Origin of the sequence: Bradyrhizobium sp. AUGA SZCCT0105 (assembly GCF_018129565.1) — a bacterium.
Taxonomy (GTDB): domain Bacteria; phylum Pseudomonadota; class Alphaproteobacteria; order Rhizobiales; family Xanthobacteraceae; genus Bradyrhizobium.
Genome location: NZ_JAFCMK010000006.1, coordinates 336234 through 352101, shown reverse-complemented (window position 1 = coordinate 352101; position 15868 = coordinate 336234). Strand labels below are relative to the sequence as shown.

The 15868-nt window shown below is 62.8% G+C and carries 15 protein-coding genes; 5 read left to right on the top strand and 10 right to left on the bottom strand.

Annotated features, from left to right (window positions below):
* Positions 1-6: 6 nt before the first annotated feature.
* From JQ573_RS27725 to dnaE, 3 genes are all read right to left on the bottom strand, one after another.
* Positions 7-999 carry a 30S ribosomal protein S2 gene (locus tag JQ573_RS27725; protein ID WP_092114613.1) on the bottom strand — a complete coding sequence of 331 codons (993 nt, stop codon included), beginning with the start codon at positions 997-999 and terminating at the stop codon, positions 7-9.
* Positions 1000-1260: 261 nt separating this feature from the next.
* Entirely contained in the window at positions 1261-1767 is a 507-nt protein-coding gene (locus tag JQ573_RS27720) for a DUF2846 domain-containing protein (RefSeq protein WP_249132407.1), read from the bottom strand.
* A gap of 131 nt (positions 1768-1898) precedes the next feature.
* A complete protein-coding gene (gene dnaE / locus JQ573_RS27715) occupies positions 1899-5423 on the bottom strand; it encodes a DNA polymerase III subunit alpha (RefSeq protein WP_212314811.1) in 3525 nt (1174 codons plus the stop codon).
* Between the two features lie 423 nt (positions 5424-5846).
* Between dnaE and JQ573_RS27710 the strand changes: the two genes are divergently transcribed.
* Positions 5847-6791 carry an IS1595 family transposase gene (locus JQ573_RS27710; protein ID WP_212314813.1) on the top strand — a complete coding sequence of 315 codons (945 nt, stop codon included), beginning with the start codon at positions 5847-5849 and terminating at the stop codon, positions 6789-6791.
* Between the two features lie 94 nt (positions 6792-6885).
* Here the strand turns inward: JQ573_RS27710 and JQ573_RS27705 are convergent, their stop codons facing one another.
* Positions 6886-7407, bottom strand: a complete 522-nt coding sequence (locus tag JQ573_RS27705) for a hypothetical protein (RefSeq protein ID WP_212314814.1) — start codon at positions 7405-7407, stop codon at positions 6886-6888.
* Positions 7408-7435: 28 nt separating this feature from the next.
* On the bottom strand, positions 7436-7591 hold the full coding sequence (locus tag JQ573_RS27700; protein ID WP_212314816.1) for a hypothetical protein: 156 nt from the start codon (positions 7589-7591) through the stop codon (positions 7436-7438).
* On the opposite strand from JQ573_RS27700, the gene JQ573_RS27695 reads away from it, so the two are divergent.
* Positions 7592-8152: a hypothetical protein gene (locus tag JQ573_RS27695; RefSeq protein WP_212314818.1), complete on the top strand. Its 561-nt coding sequence runs from the start codon at positions 7592-7594 to the stop codon at positions 8150-8152.
* A 266-nt stretch (positions 8153-8418) separates the two neighbouring features.
* Complete coding sequence (locus JQ573_RS27690) at positions 8419-8766, top strand: hypothetical protein (protein ID WP_212314820.1); 348 nt, start codon at positions 8419-8421, stop codon at positions 8764-8766.
* Between the two features lie 145 nt (positions 8767-8911).
* Here the strand turns inward: JQ573_RS27690 and JQ573_RS27685 are convergent, their stop codons facing one another.
* On the bottom strand, positions 8912-9646 hold the full coding sequence (locus JQ573_RS27685) for an outer membrane protein (protein WP_092114616.1): 735 nt from the start codon (positions 9644-9646) through the stop codon (positions 8912-8914).
* 294 nt (positions 9647-9940) lie between these two features.
* Between JQ573_RS27685 and JQ573_RS27680 the strand changes: the two genes are divergently transcribed.
* Positions 9941-10237 (top strand): DUF3551 domain-containing protein, encoded by a 297-nt coding sequence (locus JQ573_RS27680; protein ID WP_249132405.1) that lies wholly within the window; start codon positions 9941-9943, stop codon positions 10235-10237.
* 117 nt (positions 10238-10354) lie between these two features.
* Entirely contained in the window at positions 10355-10636 is a 282-nt protein-coding gene (locus JQ573_RS27675; protein ID WP_212314824.1) for a DUF3551 domain-containing protein, read from the top strand.
* 107 nt (positions 10637-10743) lie between these two features.
* Here JQ573_RS27675 and JQ573_RS27670 read toward each other — a convergent pair whose 3' ends face one another.
* From JQ573_RS27670 to JQ573_RS27655, 4 genes are all read right to left on the bottom strand, one after another.
* On the bottom strand, positions 10744-11442 hold the full coding sequence (locus JQ573_RS27670) for an ABC transporter ATP-binding protein (RefSeq protein WP_212314825.1): 699 nt from the start codon (positions 11440-11442) through the stop codon (positions 10744-10746).
* Positions 11443-11450: 8 nt separating this feature from the next.
* Positions 11451-12731, bottom strand: a complete 1281-nt coding sequence (locus tag JQ573_RS27665) for a lipoprotein-releasing ABC transporter permease subunit (protein WP_021079195.1) — start codon at positions 12729-12731, stop codon at positions 11451-11453.
* A gap of 72 nt (positions 12732-12803) precedes the next feature.
* A complete protein-coding gene (gene proS / locus JQ573_RS27660) occupies positions 12804-14123 on the bottom strand; it encodes a proline--tRNA ligase (RefSeq protein WP_212314827.1) in 1320 nt (439 codons plus the stop codon).
* A gap of 164 nt (positions 14124-14287) precedes the next feature.
* Positions 14288-15865 carry a CopD family protein gene (locus JQ573_RS27655; RefSeq protein ID WP_312011648.1) on the bottom strand — a complete coding sequence of 526 codons (1578 nt, stop codon included), beginning with the start codon at positions 15863-15865 and terminating at the stop codon, positions 14288-14290.
* Positions 15866-15868 lie beyond the last annotated feature (3 nt).

Sequence of the window (15868 nt, the reverse complement as noted above, 5' to 3'; positions counted from 1 at the left end):
TAACCTTTATTCCGCTTCGGCGAGCGTCTTGGCCTGGGCAACCCAGGCGTCGGCACGGCTCGGCAGACCGACTTCTTCGCCGATCTTGTGCGCGGTGTCATGGTCGAGCTCGGCGAGCTGCCAGTAGTGGAAGATGCCGAGGTCGTTGAGCTTCTTCTCGATCGTACCGGACACGCCGGTGAGCTTCTTGAGGTTGTCGGCGGTGCCGCGCGGACCAGCGAGGCCCTGGAAGCCGGACGGCGCAGCCGCCGGGAGCTCTTCCTGCACGGGCGCAGCCGACGCACCGATATCGATTCCGGAATCGCCCTGCGCACGCGAGATGCCGTCGATGGCGGCGCGCGCCACGAGATCGCAATACAGCGAGATCGCGCGGCCGGCGTCGTCATTGCCCGGCACCACATAGGTGATGCCCTTGGGGTCCGAATTGGTGTCGACGATCGCAGCGACCGGGATGTTGAGCCGCTGGGCTTCCTGGATCGCGATGTCTTCCTTGTTGGTGTCGATCACGAAGATCATGTCGGGAAGACCGCCCATGTCCTTGATGCCGCCAAGCGAACGGTCGAGCTTGTCGCGCTCGCGCTGCAGCGTCAGCCGCTCCTTCTTGGTGTAGGAGCTGGCTTCGCCCGACGAGAGCACGTCGTCGAGATGGCGCAGCCGCTTGATCGAGGCCGAAATCGTCTTCCAGTTGGTCAGCGTGCCGCCGAGCCAGCGCGAGTTGACGAAATACTGGGCCGAACGCTTGGCCGCATCGGCAACGCCGTCCTGGGCCGAGCGCTTGGTGCCGACGAACAGGATGCGGCCGCCCTTGGCGACGGTATCGCTGACCGCCTGCAAGGCACGGTGCAGCATCGGCACGGTCTGCGCGAGGTCGATGATGTGGATGTTGTTGCGGGCGCCGAAGATGTAATCCTGCATCTTCGGGTTCCAGCGGTGGGACTGGTGGCCAAAGTGAACGCCAGCTTCCAAGAGCTGACGCATGTTGAATTCGGGCAGCGACATAGATCTAATTCTCCGGTTGGTTCCTCCGGAAACGTGTGAGCAAACGAGCCTGAATGGCCCGGTTGCCACCGGACGGCCTTTGAGAGCCATGTTTCCGTGTGAGATGGCGCGGTATATAGCGCGATTTGCGCCAGAAGCAAGGAAATACGGCCGGTTACAGCGGCCGGACGGGCCCTTTGAGCCCCGAAACTGATCCGTTTTGGCCCAAAATGGCCCGGTATGGCCGGCCAAGGCCCCCGCCAAGATCCCGCCGGGCGATCCCTATTGCGCCAATTGTAGCTCCGCCAGCGTCGTGCGCGCTGTCGCCTCGTCCAGCGCTACGAAATCGGCCGGCCCCGGATTGGCGGCGTTCGCGGTCGCAGCCGACGCGACGAAGCCACCAACCAAACCGCCCACCATCGACACGCCGGTGACGGAGTCGTGGCGCTCGCTCGATCTCAACAGAAAGAAATAGGTGCGGCCCGGCTCGGTTGCGAAGTTGAAGGTGGTGTCGCCGGGAAACATCACTTCGCTCGCGACCAGTTGATGACGGCCGGCGGGGCGATCGGCGAACGCGTACGTCCCGAATGCGACCTTGCCGATCGGCTCGCCATCAAGCTTCAGGTCGCAGGCGCAAAACGCCATGCTCAGACCCTTGCGTTTTTCCTGGAGCACGACGACGCGGGAATGTCCCGGCTTCGGTGGCCCGAACTTCTGCGAGATCGCCGCATAGTAGGTGCCGACACCATCGCTCACGCAGCCCGACACCGTCAACACACCGGCCAGCAAGGCCGCGTAACGTCCAAACATCCCGCCCCCGAAATTCCAAGCGGGCGGGACCATAGAAAGAAGCACGGTGTGGTTGCAATAGTGCTTAAGCCGAAGCCATTAGATTTCCGCAGCGTCGGCGGGATCGTCGTCTACAGCGTCTGCACGTCGACCACGCCCGCGACCGCCTTGATCGCGCCGGCGATCTGCGGCGAGACCTTGTAGCGGCCGGGCAGCTTCATCTCGACCTCGGTTTCGAGGTCCAGCATCATCACCAGCGAGACGTCGCCATCGGCGCCAGCCGCGGGTGGCGGCGCGGAGGCCGGCTTCACCGCTGGTGCCTTTGCGGACGCGCCCGGGGCGGCCGCGGCGTCCGGCATGTTGAGCCGGCGTGCGATCGAATCCAGCGGCTTGGTGTCGCGCACGAAGATCCGCAGACCCTTTTGCGTCTTGGCAGCGGCGTGATCCAGCGGCTCGGCGTGCAGCACCCTCGCCCGTACATCCTCACCCTGCAGCTCGGCGCCGAGCTGCAGCAGCACGGCCGCGCCGGGCTCCAGCACATCGCGGTACTGCGCGAGGCCCTCGGAGAACAACACCGCCTCGAAATGGCCGGTCGGATCCGACAGGCCCATGATGCCCATCTTGTTGCCGGTCTTGGTGCGCCGCTCCATGCGCGACACCACGGTTGCCGCGACCTTGCCCGCTGTCGCGCCGGTCTTCACCGCACGCGAGAACTCCGCCCAGGATTGCACGCGCAGCCGCTTCAGCGCGGTCGCGTAGTCGTCGAGCGGATGACCCGACAGGAAGAAGCCGATCGCATCATATTCGCGCCGCAGCCGGTCCGCGGGCAGCCATGGCTCGACCTGCGGCAGCATGATGCTGGGCGCATCCGGAGCGCTGCCGAACATGTCGTTCTGGCCCGAGGTTGCCGCCTCGTGGCTGCGCTGGCAGGCGGCCAGGATCGCATCGGCTCCGGCGAACACGCGGGCCCGGTTCGGGTCCAGCGTGTCGAACGCGCCGGCCGCCGCAAGGCTTTCGATGATCCGCTTGTTGACGGCGCGCGGGCTCACCCTTGCTGCGAAATCGGCGAGCGAGGTGAAGGCGCCCTTCCTGTTGCGCTCCTCGATGATCTGCTCCACCGCCTGGATGCCGACACCCTTCAGCGCGGCGAGCGCGTAGTAGATCGTGTTGCCGCTGACCTCGAAGGTCGGGCCGGAGCGATTGATGTTGGGCGCTTCGACCTTGATGCCGAGCCGCTGCGCCTCGGAGCGGAATTCGGAGAGCTTGTCGGTGTTGTTGAGTTCGAGCGTCATCGACGCCGCGAGGAACTCGACCGGGTAATGCGCCTTCATATAGGCGGTGTGGTACGACACCAGCGCATAGGCCGCCGCGTGGCTCTTGTTGAAGCCGTAGTCGGCGAACTTGGCGAGCAGCTCGAAGATCGTCTCCGCCTGCCCCTTCCCAACGCCGTTCTTCATCGCGCCGGCGACGAAGATGTCGCGCTGCTTGTCCATTTCGGCGCGGATCTTCTTGCCCATCGCGCGGCGCAGCAGGTCGGCCTGGCCGAGCGAATAGCCAGCCATCTGCTGCGCGATCTGCATCACCTGTTCCTGATAGATGATGACGCCGAAGGTCTCCTTCAGGATCGGCTCCAGGATCGGATGCAGATATTCCGACTCCTCATCGCCGTGCTTGCGCGCGCAATAGGTCGGGATGTTCGCCATCGGGCCCGGGCGATACAGCGCCACCAGCGCGATGATGTCCTCGAAGCGGTCCGGCCGCATGTCGATCAGCGCGCGCCGCATGCCCTGGCTTTCCACCTGGAACACGCCGACGACGTCGCCCCGGGCCAGCATCTGGTAACTCGGCGCATCGTCGATCGGCAGCGTCGCGAGATCGACGTGCACATCGCGCTGCTTGAGCAGCTTGACCGCGACATCGAGCACCGTCAGCGTCTTGAGGCCGAGGAAGTCGAACTTCACGAGGCCGGCCGGCTCGACCCATTTCATGTTGAACTGGGTGACCGGCATGTCGGATTTCGGATCGCGGTACATCGGCACCAGCTCGCTCAGTGGCCGGTCGCCGATCACGATACCGGCAGCGTGGGTCGAGGCGTGGCGCGTCAGGCCCTCGAGGCGCTGCGCGATGTCGAACGCACGCGCCACCACCGGATCCTCGTCGCGGAACGCCTGTAGCTTGGGCTCGCCTTCGATCGCCTGCGCCAGCGTCACGGGAGCCGCGGGGTTCTGCGGCACCAGCTTGGTCAGCTTGTCGACCTGCCCGTACGGCATCTGCAGCACGCGCCCGACGTCGCGCAGCACGCCGCGCGCCTGCAGCGTACCGAAGGTGATGATCTGCGCCACCTGGTCGCGGCCGTAGCGTTCCTGCACGTACTGGATCACCTCGCCGCGGCGGTCCTGGCAGAAGTCGATGTCGAAATCCGGCATCGAGACGCGCTCGGGATTGAGGAAGCGCTCGAACAGCAGGGCGAAGCGCATCGGATCGAGGTCGGTGATGGTGAGCACCCAGGCGACCAGTGAGCCCGCACCGGAGCCGCGGCCCGGTCCGACCGGAATGCCCTGCGCCTTCGCCCATTTGATGAAGTCCGAGACGATCAGGAAGTAGCCCGCATATTTCATGCGGGTGATGACGTCGAGCTCGAAAGCCAGTCGCTTGCTGTAGTCCTCTTCGGTCATTCCCGGCGAGAGACCGTGCACCCGCAGACGGTTGGCGAGCCCCTCCTCGGCCTGGCGCTTCAGCTCGGCGGCTTCGTCCGCGGCGGCATCGGAGCTGGCGGCGGCACCGACCGTGAAGAACGGCAGGATCGGCTTGCGGGTTTTCGGCCGGAACGAGCAGCGCTCGGCGATCTCCACCGTCGAGGCCAGCGCCTCCGGAATATCGGCAAACAGCACCGCCATTTCCGCACGGGTCTTGAAGCGGTGATCGGGGGTCAATTGCTCGCGGTTGGTCTCGGCGATCAAGTGGCCGCCGGCGATGCACAGCAGCGCATCATGCGATTCGTAGTCGTCACTGCTGGCGAAATACGGCTCGTTGGTCGCAACCAGCGGCAGGCCCTTGCTGTAGGCGAGATCGATCAGACCGCCCTCGGTGCGGCGCTCCTTGTCGATGCCGTGGCGTTGCAATTCGATGTAGAGACGGTCGCCGAACAGACTCGCCAGGCGTTCGCAGCGGGTCGCGGCCAGCGCGGCCTGCTCGGCGCGCAGTGCCAGCGCGATCGGCCCGTCGGGACCACCGGTCAGCGCGATCAGATCCTCGGCGTCGTCGGTGAGCCAGTCGAGCTTGATGTGCGGGGTCTGGTTGACCGGTGTCTCCAGGAACGCCCGCGAGTTCAGCCGCATCAGGCTGCGGTAGCCGCGCTCGCGGGCCGCCAGCAGCACGATTCGCGTCGGCCCCGTCGTCGCCAGGATGCTCCGCGTATTGGGGTCGACATCGCCGAAATCCACCGCCAGCTCGCAGCCGACGATCGGCTGGATGCCGTAGCCGGCCATCTTGTCGGAGAATTCCAGCGCCCCGAACATGTTGTCGGTGTCGGTGAGCGCCAGCGCCGGCTGACGGTCGGCCTTGGCGAGTTCGCCGAGCTTGGCGATCTTGATCGAGCCCTTCAGCAGCGAATAGGCGGAATGGACGTGAAGATGAACGAATCCGGCATTCGGCATGGCTGCTCGAGGGTCTCTTGAAGGCAGGGATGGCGCGAGTGCCCAATCCGGAGCTCGAAAGCATCAGACCCGACTCGCATCCCCATCGTGGGGCCTCGGCCCTGCCAAGTCCACGCCGAACACGGCGTGGCGGCAGGGCGTCCCGCTTTTCCCCAGAAGCAACCTATGCCCCTGTCCCTGCGGGCACATTTCAGAACTGGGTGATCAGCTGGGCCCAAACCGCGATCATCCCGACGAACAGCGTGATCGATGCCAGCGCTGCAGCTTCCTGCACGAAAATCTTCAACATGGCCGCTCTCCCTGAACTGGAACGTATGAAGAACATTGTTCCTTTTTTGTTCTCAGAGTCAAGCGGCGATTATATACTTGACACCACAAGGCCCAAGGTATAGTAAATAGGGCATTGGAACCGGATTTATTGCCATGTCTCAGTTCAACGCCCCTCATTTCCAGAGCCCGGAAGCGGCCCGCGACTACCTTGAAGCCCTTCGCTGGGGCTCCGATCGCGTTTGCCCGCACTGTGGCACCGTCAACGAGTCCTTCCTGACCAAGAAGCCGGGCGTCTACCGTTGCCGCACCAAGGAGTGCCGCAAGGACTTCTCCGTCACCACCAAGAGCGTAATGGAAAGCAGCCATATCAAGCTCAACGTCTGGCTTCAGGCGTTCTACCTGATGGCATCGAGCAAGAAGGGCATCAGCTCGCACCAGCTCCACCGGGCGCTTGGCATCACCTATAAGTCGGCGTGGTTCTTGACCCACCGCATTCGCGAAGCGATGCGCTCAGGCGGCTTGCTGCCCCCTCTGGGCGGCGGTGCAAAGACGGTTGAGGTAGACGAAACCTATATTGGTCGCCCGGTCGGCGCGCCCAAGAAGGGCCGCCATGGCGTGTCCAATAAGAACACGGTTTTAACCCTTGTAGAGCGCGGCGGCTCTGTTCGGAGCTTCCACGTTGATGGCGTGCGCATTGCGGATATCGCGCCCATCATCACCGCCAACATCAGCCGCGAGTCAAAACTGATGACCGACGAGGCTGGCTGGTACAAAGAGCTTGGCCGCAAGTTCCTGCGCCATGACACCGTCCACCATCGCAGCGAGGAATATGTTCGCTATACCAACGCGAAGGAATTTCCGGGCGGCGCTGACTACGTGATCCACACCAACACGGTGGAAGGCTACTATTCGATCTTCAAGCGCGGCATGAAGGGCGTCTATCAGCATTGCGCTGAGAAGCACCTGCACCGCTATCTTTCAGAATTTGACTTCCGTTACAGCAACCGCGTTGCGCTTGGTATTGGCGACGGGGAACGCGCGGACCTTGCCATCAAAGGCGCGGCTGGCAAGCGTCTGACGTATCGCCAACCTCACTAAACGTGATCTGTCCCGGCTAGCGCGGCGATTTCTTCGCTGGCGGGCGAAGCATTATCGGCGGACTTAAGAGGCCTACAGCTTTGGCATTGCCATGTTACTTACCCTTCGGGTTCTCGGCCCATTCCTTGTCTAGCTTGATGGTGCCGCTGAAGTACTGCTCAGTGTTAAGCACATCATCGTGGACGGGTTCAATGGGTTTTGCCCTTTCTAAAAGCCCGCTTTTGATGAACTCTTGAACGTACCCCCTTAGGATAGGTTCCATATAGTCCCTGACCACTTCCTTGTCATACAGGCCGCGTTCGACACCAATCGCCATAGATTCCAGATAGTTCAGTATGCTGCACATATCGAGGCGATAGGAACGCGGGTTCTTCTCCAAGTCGCCATTGTCGCGGGCCGCCGCAATTTTGCGACAAAAGGCATCCAATTGCGGGTCGAGATCGTATCTGTCACACACGGCAAGTGTGCGGTTAATTCTAGCCTCGCTGCGTGCAGAGGTGATTTGCACATACGCAAAGATGACAAGAAAAAGAGTTAGGCCGGAATAAATGACGTTCGCCATTGCTCCAATGGCCGTCCAAGCAGTGCTCGTCAGCATCCAAAACGTTTCAGGCATTGATAGCTCCCCACACGGGGAGGTTGCCCTACTTTTTCGCTTGAGTCTTGCCCTTTTTGGCCGCCTTCTTGGGCGTCTTATTTTGCCTTAGCGGTCTATGAGGCGTCTTGAGTGCGCCACGCAGCGCCGCCTCGAAACGTGCTTGCGCTTCTTTCTCGTCAAATTGTTCGATGGGCTTTTTCAAATGACCCTTCATCCAGGTTTGTTGCGCCGAGAAGTTTACGACATAGGCCTAATCGCGATCCACTGGTCCTATCTGGAACACACAGTTGAAAGCTTGATCTGGGCCATTCTCGAAGTCAAAGCGCCCACAGGGCGAGCACTGACGGCGGACATCCAGATGAGAGCCCGGATGAAGATGTTGCGCAAGCTGATCGATGCGCGCCATCCTCCAATGTCGGAGGTATTCAAGAATCTCCAAACAACCGTTCAGAACCTAGAGCAGGACAGAAACCTCATTGTGCACGGAATTTGGGGCCGCGATTACGGCTCCGAACCATCTGCCACATCCCTGAGACGGAACTCGGCAAGTCCAGATTTAGTCTACGGAGAGCATTTTCCACGCGCGCGAATGAAGGAAATAGACACCAACATCATCAGCACCTCCGCCTATGTCTACACGCTGAAAGGCGTTATCGAGGACGCAATTGCAGCATCTCGGAAAAAATCCGAGACACCAGCCGATCCTCATCCGTCCACCCCGGATCATAGTCCGACAGAACCCGACGCCCCGCCGAAATCATGACGGGGGTCACCTCGGGCGCGCCAGCATCCGGCCCCGAACCGGAACCGTCCGCAGCGCATTTACTATGACTTGCGGCTTGTGGTTCCAAGTACATAATCGCCAGTCAAGCGAGGCAGTGGGTCAGTTTGAAAGCTGACCGCGAAAGAAAATCCCTTGGTTAATCGTGGCGGGAGCTGGCAGCGCCTCTAGTTCTATTCTGCAGTAGCCAGCCCTGCGACTTCGCGCGCGCCCATTCCAGCGCTTCATCCCTGCTCTGAAAGCCGAAGATGCTATCGACCTTTAGCGCCTGCCCTGGCGATCTACGCGACGTTCTTTGTAAGGTTTGCCACCGTCACCCTGCCGCCCTTGACGCCGCCCAGCTTGCCACGATGGACGGCAGCCAGGTCTTTGCGCTCTTCCTCCGGCGTAGGATCGCGGTCAGGCGCCTCGCCCGTAGCAATATCAATGATCCGCTTGGCGAGCTGGTTGGGCCTCTGGGGCGTTTAGGGTCATTTGTGCGATTTTTTATGCGCCACGATGGTTTGGACGACGTCATCGTCATCAGCATCGAAGGCCAAGTAACCAATGACCATCCATCCGGCGCACACTCCGAAAATGACCAAGGCCGCTTTTAGCCACCGTCCCATGGGAGCAAATATGCCCCCAGAGCCGGTTGTTTTCCATCCCCGCCCACTCGCCACAATGGCTAATCCGCCAGGCCAACAAAAAACCCCGGGCCGAAGCCCGGGGTTTTCGATGCCGCTTGGATTAAGCGAGCGATCAGTAACGCGCGATGATCGGGCCACCGAACTTGTAGTTCAGACGGCCGAGGACCATGTCGGTGTCGCCACCGGTGTGGAAGCCGGTCACGCCGACGCCAGCCGGGGTCACGAAGGTCGCACCGTGCGTGTCTTCGAAGATGTGGTTGTATTCGACGCCGAGCGACCAGCCCTGAGTGAAGGCGAATTCGAGGCCAACGCCGACCGTCGGGCTCCAACGGGTGTCGTAGCCGGTCGAGGACGCCAGCGCGCCGCCCGGTGCCAGGAACTGGTAGTTGCGATCGGTGACCGCAGCACCGCCCTTGGCGTACAGCAGGACGTTGTTCCAGGCGTAGCCGATCTGACCGGTGAACAGGCCGAACGCATCGGTCTTCGAGCGAACGGTGCCGCCCGGGACCAGCAGGTTGCCGGTGCTGCCGGAGAAGTCAGCCCAGTTGCCCTGAGCTTCCAGACCCCAGACCCAGCCGCCGGTCTGCCAGCGGTAGCCGACCTGGCCACCGACGGTGCCGCCGTTGGCATCGTAGCTGCCGGCCTGGCCGAAGCCGTCGACCGAACGGTTGTCGTGGCTCTGGCCCCAACCACCGTTGATACCGATGTAGAAGCCGGTCCAATCATACACAGCGGCAACCATGGGCGGCGGAGCCTTCGTGTAAGGGCGAGCCGCGAGGTCAGCCGCAGAGGCAGCGGTCGCGCTGAGCGCGAGCAGGCTGGCGGTGACAAGCAAAATCTTTTTCATTTTCCCGTTCCAACTTTTTCTACAGGCCCCCAAGGCCGCGAGACACCGTCATAGCAGCCCCCGTCGGAATTGCTGTAACTTCGCTGCAACAGGCAGGCCCAAACGACTTCGCTCAAATTTGAAGTTAATACTGCGTTACAGGCACTTCTTGGAACTTTCGCCACATAGCTGCCGCACAATCTTCACAATTCAAAGCTGCTTGCGCGGCTGCGCGCAAGATCGTGTTGACCGGAACCGGCTTGTCCGATTTGGATCGTCGCCCAGATCGAATCTTCGCAGCGATAAGGAATGCCCATGCGGACGATGATTCTTGCTGCTGCGGCGTCTGTGGTCGCGCTCGCTACGCTTGGTACGGCGCCCTCCCATGCCGTCGGCGTGCGCTACCCGTTCTGCATCCAGGGCGACCGCTATCCAGGTCTCAGCAACTGCTCCTATCCGTCCTATGAGGCGTGCCTCGCCACCGCCTCCGGCATCGGACAGAACTGCATCGCCAACCCCTATTATGCCGGCGACAACGACCCGCGCTCCTATCTGCACGTCGCCCCGCGGGACCGCCGTGAGGGCAATTTTTTCGACCTGTTCATTCACTGACACCCGGCCGGGCGTCGCCGCCGCGGGAATGTGAATTGATCGCTCCCGCACGCCGGTGCCTATTCGCACGGATGTTCGGCGCGAGCGTTGCCGGTGCCAGATCGACTGGAGCTTCTGATGCGAAACCTGATTCTTGTACTGTTTCCGGCGCTCCTAGCGCTGGGTACCATCGCAAGTACGCCAGCCAATGCCCAGAAATACGATTCGACCTCGCCGGTCTGCAAGACGAACTACCGATGGGGCGGTGAGGATACCGACTGCGGCTACACCTCGCTGGAGCAGTGCCGCGCCTCAGCGTCCGGCCTCGCCGCGATGTGCATCAACAATCCCTATTATGCCGGGCCGCCGATCGATCGTCGGCCGAGCCAGTCTGGCAGACGGCCTCGCCCCGCTTATTGAGGGCTCAAGCCCTTTCCATTCCGATATAATCAGAGCGGAAAAGGCCCTAGATTCCTGCGCTTAGCGAGCGTTCTTCACACGAACCGCGACCCACTTCGCGCGAAGCGCTATTCGAGCTCGACGACCTGGCCGTTCGACAGCGACACCCGGCGATCCATCCGTGCGGCGAGATCCATGTTGTGGGTCGCGATCAGCATCGCGACCCGGGTCGCCTTCACGAGTTGCATCAGCGCGTTGAAGACGTGATCGGCCGTTCCCGGATCCAGATTCCCGGTCGGCTCGTCCGCAAACAGCACCCGCGGTGCGTTCGCAACCGCGCGCGCGATCGCCACACGCTGCTGTTCGCCGCCCGAGAGCTCGGCGGGACGATGGGTGATGCGGTCGCCAAGTCCGAGATAGGACAGGATCTCGGTCGCGCGTTTCACGGTTTCGGAGCGCTTGAGGCCACGAATCATCTGCGGCAGCATGACGTTCTCGAGCGCCGAGAACTCCGGCAACAGCCGGTGCGACTGATAGACGAAGCCGATATCGGAGCGGCGAATCTGCGTGCGGTCGACGTCGGACATCTGCGAGGTCGGCGTGCCCGCGACATAGACCTCACCCTCATCGGGACTCTCGAGCAGGCCCGCGATGTGCAGCAGCGTCGACTTGCCGGATCCCGACGGCGCCACCAGCGCCACCGATTGACCGGCCCACAGCGCCAGCTTGGCGCCGTTCAGGACCGTCAGCGTCGCTTCGCCCTGCCTGTATTCCCGCTTGATATCATGAAGATAGACGACCGGTACGTCTTCCGCCCCCTCTGCCATGTGCGCTCCTATTCGTACCGGAGCGCTTCGACCGGATCGAGGCGCGCGGCGCGCCACGACGGGTAGAGCGTCGCAAGGAAGGACAGCGTCAGCGCCATGATCACGACGGCGAGCGTCTCGCCGAAATCGACCTCAGCCGGTAGCTTGGAGAGGAAATACAGTTCCGGCGAGAACAGCTCGGTGTTGGTGAGCCATGACAGGAACTGCCTGATCGATTCGATGTTCAGGCAGATCAGCATGCCGACCGCAAAGCCGGTCAGCGTTCCGACCACGCCGATCGAGGCGCCGGTGATCAGGAAGATTCGCATGATCGAGCCCTGCGAGGCGCCCATGGTGCGCAGGATCGCGATGTCCTGGCCCTTGTCCTTCACCAGCATGATCAGCCCGGAGACGATGTTGAGCGCTGCGACCAGCACGATCATGGTCAGGATCAGGAACATCACGTTGCGTTCGACCTGCAGCGCGTTGAAGAACGTCGAGTTGCGCTGCCGCCAGTCGACAAGGAAGACCGGCCGCCCGGCCGCCTCCGTCACCAGCTTGCGGTAGGTGTCGATCTTGTCCGGATTGGTGGTGAACACCTCGATCGAAGACACGTCGTTGTTGCGGTTGAAATAGGCCTGCGCCTCCGCCAGCGGCATGAACACGAATGTCGAATCGTATTCCGACATGCCGATCTCGAACACCGCCGTGATCTTGTAGGGCTTGATGCGCGGCGTGGTGCCCATCGGCGTCACCGCGCCCTTCGGCGAAACCAGCGTGATCATGTCGCCGGCATGCAGCGAGAGCTGGTCGGCAAGCCGGCGGCCGATCGCAACCCCCTGCCCCTCGTCGAAGCCCTCGAGCGTGCCCTGCTTGATGTTCTTGGCGATCGAGGTGAGGTTGTTGAGATCGTCGGCGCGAATGCCGCGGATGAAGACGCCGGCCGCGTTGAACGGCGACGAGCCGAGCCCCTGTCCGTCCACGACGGGCGCGGCCAGACGGATGCCCTGCACCTGGCTGATGCGGTCGGCGACATCCTTCCAGTCGGTCAGCGGCGATTCTAGTGGCTGCACCAGAAGGTGGCCGTTGAGGCCGAGGATCTTGTCGAGCAGCTCCTTGCGGAAGCCGTTCATGACGGCCATCACCACGATCAGCGTGGCAACGCCGAGCATGATGCCGAGGAACGAAAAGCCGGCGATGACCGAGATGAACCCTTCCTTGCGGCGCGCGCGCAGATAGCGTCCGGACAGCAGCCATTCGAATGGCGCAAAAGGCGGGGTACGGACTGGCTCGCTCATGGTCTCATCCATCTCTCGATAATCCCATGATTCGGGTCAAATGTGGCCGGATTACCCCGCCGATTGATACGGCGTGAATAAACTTTAACCCGCGAGCTTCGCGACCACGTCCGCGGGGCTCATGTTCTCGCGTGAACCGTCGCTGCGGCGCTTCACTTCGACCTTGCCTTCCGCGAGCCCCTTGGGCCCAACGAGAATCTGCCAGGGGATACCGATCAGATCGGCCGCGGCGAACTTGGCGCCGGCGCGCTGATCGGTGTCGTCGTAGAGCACATCGACGCCCTTCGCCGAGAGCTCGCGATAGAGCTGCTCGCAGGCGCCGTCGACCGCGGCATCGCCCTGCTTGAGGTTGAGGATCGCGGCGCGGAACGGCGCGACCGCCTCGGGCCACTTGATGCCGGCGTCATCGTGACAGGCCTCGATGATCGCGCCGACCAGACGCGATACGCCGACACCGTAGGAACCGCCATGGATCGGCACGTCGACGCCATCGGGGCCCGCCACCATCGCCTTCATGGTGTCGGAATATTTGGTGCCGAAATAGAATATCTGGCCGACCTCGATACCGCGGGTGTTGAGCCGCTTGGCTTCAGGCACTTCCTGCTCGAAGCGCGCAGCCTCGTGGACGTCCTCCGTCGCCGCATAGACCGAGGTCCACTGCTTGATGATCGGCGTGAGATCGCCCTCATAGTCGACGTCCTCGCCCGGCACCGGCAGGTCCAGCACATCGCGGTTGATGTAGACGCCGGACTCGCCGGTCTCCGCCAGCACGATGAATTCGTGGCTGAGGTCGCCGCCGATCGGGCCGGTCTCGGCCCGCATCGGGATCGCCTTCAGGCCCATTCGCGCGAAGGTGCGCAGATAAGCCACGAACATCTTGTTGTAGGAGCGCCGTGCGCCGGCCTCGTCGAGGTCGAACGAATAGGCGTCCTTCATCAGGAATTCGCGGCCGCGCATCACGCCGAAACGCGGACGCTGCTCGTCGCGGAACTTCCACTGGATGTGGTAGAGGTTGAGCGGCAGGTTCTTGTAGGACTTGACGTAGGAGCGGAAGATCTCGGTGATCATTTCCTCATTGGTCGGTCCGTACAACAGCTCGCGCTTGTGACGATCGAGGATGCGCAGCATCTCCGGGCCATAGGCGTCGTAGCGGCCGCTTTCGCGCCAGAGATCGGCAAGCTGCAGCGTCGGCATCAAGAGCTCGAGCGCACCGGCGCGGTTCTGCTCCTCGCGAACGATCTGCTCGATCTTCTTCAGCACCCGGAAGCCGAGCGGCAGCCAGGCATAGATGCCGGCCGCCTCCTGCCGCATCATGCCCGCGCGCAGCATCAGCCGATGCGAGACGATCTCCGCCTCTTTCGGGTTTTCTTTCAGGATGGGCAGAAAAAACCGCGACAATCGCATGGCGTTACTCGGGAATCAGGAAAGCGTGGGAAGCGCAGCAGTGAAACCGGATCGGCTGTGAAAACACAAGGCCGCCAAATGACAAAAGCCCTTCAAATCAGGCTATTTTCCGCCATTTGAGCGATTTGCGTCCCGCCGACGTGCCCGGCGCGCTGATCGTGCGTTTACCTGACCTCGAAATCGTCTTCCAGCGTCACTTTCCTGAAATCGGTCACCAGGGCGTCGATCTGCATGTGCCAGCGGCCCGGGACCGGCAACGGCACCTTCTTCACGTGCCAATAGCCGTCGGGACCCAGCGCGGCGCTGCGTTCCAACGGCTCGATGCCGCGATCCGGCAGGCTCAGCGTCAACGTCGCCTCCTTGGCGGCGAACGGGCTCGCGTCGCCGTTCATCAGTTGCAGCACAAATTCGTTCTGTCCGACCTTGCCCGGCGCGATCAGCACCTGGAACATCGCGGCATCGGTGTGGATGTGGACCGCGAGCGGAACGTCGTCTGACATTGCCAGCACGCGCGGCGGCGGCGTGAAGCGCCATAGCGCGACGAGACCGAGGATCGCGATCATCAGCACGAACTCGAGCGCGATCGAGCGCTGCAGCGGCCGCGTGCGGTGAAATTCGCGCGCGATCGCCGGCGTGAACACCAGCCGGTTCAGTACAGCGAGCGTGAGCAACAGCGACACCAGCACAAGTTTCACGAGGAGAATGTTGCCGTATCCGGTGTCGACCAGTGCGCCAAAGCTTTCGAGCTGAACGACAGCGAGTGCCAGGCCGGACAAGGCGATCAACGCGACGACCGGCACCGCAAGCGTTGAAAAGCGCCCGAGCACCCGCAGCAGCGAATCCTTGCGCTGCCAGGCCAGCACCGCCAGCGGCCCGAGCGCACCCATCCAAAACGCCAGGCCAACGCCATGGATGAACAGCGCGGTCCGCGTCAGCCATTGCGGAGAGGCAGTGGCGGCATGACCGCTGACCGCAAGCGACAGCCCGACACAGATCATTGCGACCGCGGTGCGGATCCAGGCCGCGCTGAACGACGGGCTGCGCCAGGCGATCGCCGCGATCAACATCGCAGCAATCGCGAGCAGCAGTGCAGGAAACAGGCTGGTGCCGGCGGCGCTGGCCCACGCCGCCCAGGTCAGGATGCCCGTGATCGGCAGGTTCAGCAGGTCGACGCCCTGCAAGCCAAGCGAGGCGACCGCGCCGATGAGGCCGATCGCCAGCGACCACATGATCAGCCGTTCGCCGGCCGGGCCCTGCCCGATCCATGCAGCAAAGAACACACCGCCGACGCCGGCAAACAGCCCGAGATAGTGCCCGAGCCGTGCCAGCCAGATCAGCGCATGCAGCACGCCGTCGCCAGTTGGCGCCGCCGAGCCGGTGACGACGCCGATCGAGAACAAGAGCGAGCCCGCGACCGGATGGCCGTCCTGCGACACCACGCGATAGCTGACCACCTGCGTACCCTGAGGCAAGTCCGCCGGCAGGGTCACCATGACAGATTGATCGACGGCGCGGATCGCGACGTCGCGCGGCTTGCCCGCAGCGTCGAGCAGGCTGACCGCGGTCGGCGCCACCGCCTCGTTGAAGCGGAGCACCACTGTCTTCGGTGCCTCCGTCACCACGCTGCCATCCGCAGGTTCAGCGGCGATCAGAACGGCATGCGCACGGGCCGAGGTCGCAAGACACAGCGCCAACAGCAGCGCAGCCAGGCCCGTTACAACCAGACTTGCGACCGCCCGCACGGC

Bases quoted from the DNA above. Each gene is read 5' to 3' on its own strand.
- JQ573_RS27725 (WP_092114613.1), bottom strand. From the start codon at position 999: ATGTCGCTGCCCGAATTCAACATGCGTCAGCTCTTGGAAGCTGGCGTT.
- dnaE (WP_212314811.1), bottom strand. From the start codon at position 5,423: ATGCCGAATGCCGGATTCGTTCATCTTCACGTCCATTCCGCCTATTCG.
- JQ573_RS27710 (WP_212314813.1), top strand. From the start codon at position 5,847: ATGTCTCAGTTCAACGCCCCTCATTTCCAGAGCCCGGAAGCGGCCCGC.
- JQ573_RS27705 (WP_212314814.1), bottom strand. From the start codon at position 7,407: ATGCCTGAAACGTTTTGGATGCTGACGAGCACTGCTTGGACGGCCATT.
- JQ573_RS27695 (WP_212314818.1), top strand. From the start codon at position 7,592: ATGACCCTTCATCCAGGTTTGTTGCGCCGAGAAGTTTACGACATAGGC.
- JQ573_RS27690 (WP_212314820.1), top strand. From the start codon at position 8,419: ATGCTATCGACCTTTAGCGCCTGCCCTGGCGATCTACGCGACGTTCTT.
- JQ573_RS27685 (WP_092114616.1), bottom strand. From the start codon at position 9,646: ATGAAAAAGATTTTGCTTGTCACCGCCAGCCTGCTCGCGCTCAGCGCG.
- JQ573_RS27680 (WP_249132405.1), top strand. From the start codon at position 9,941: ATGCGGACGATGATTCTTGCTGCTGCGGCGTCTGTGGTCGCGCTCGCT.
- JQ573_RS27675 (WP_212314824.1), top strand. From the start codon at position 10,355: ATGCGAAACCTGATTCTTGTACTGTTTCCGGCGCTCCTAGCGCTGGGT.
- JQ573_RS27670 (WP_212314825.1), bottom strand. From the start codon at position 11,442: ATGGCAGAGGGGGCGGAAGACGTACCGGTCGTCTATCTTCATGATATC.
- JQ573_RS27665 (WP_021079195.1), bottom strand. From the start codon at position 12,731: ATGGATGAGACCATGAGCGAGCCAGTCCGTACCCCGCCTTTTGCGCCA.
- proS (WP_212314827.1), bottom strand. From the start codon at position 14,123: ATGCGATTGTCGCGGTTTTTTCTGCCCATCCTGAAAGAAAACCCGAAA.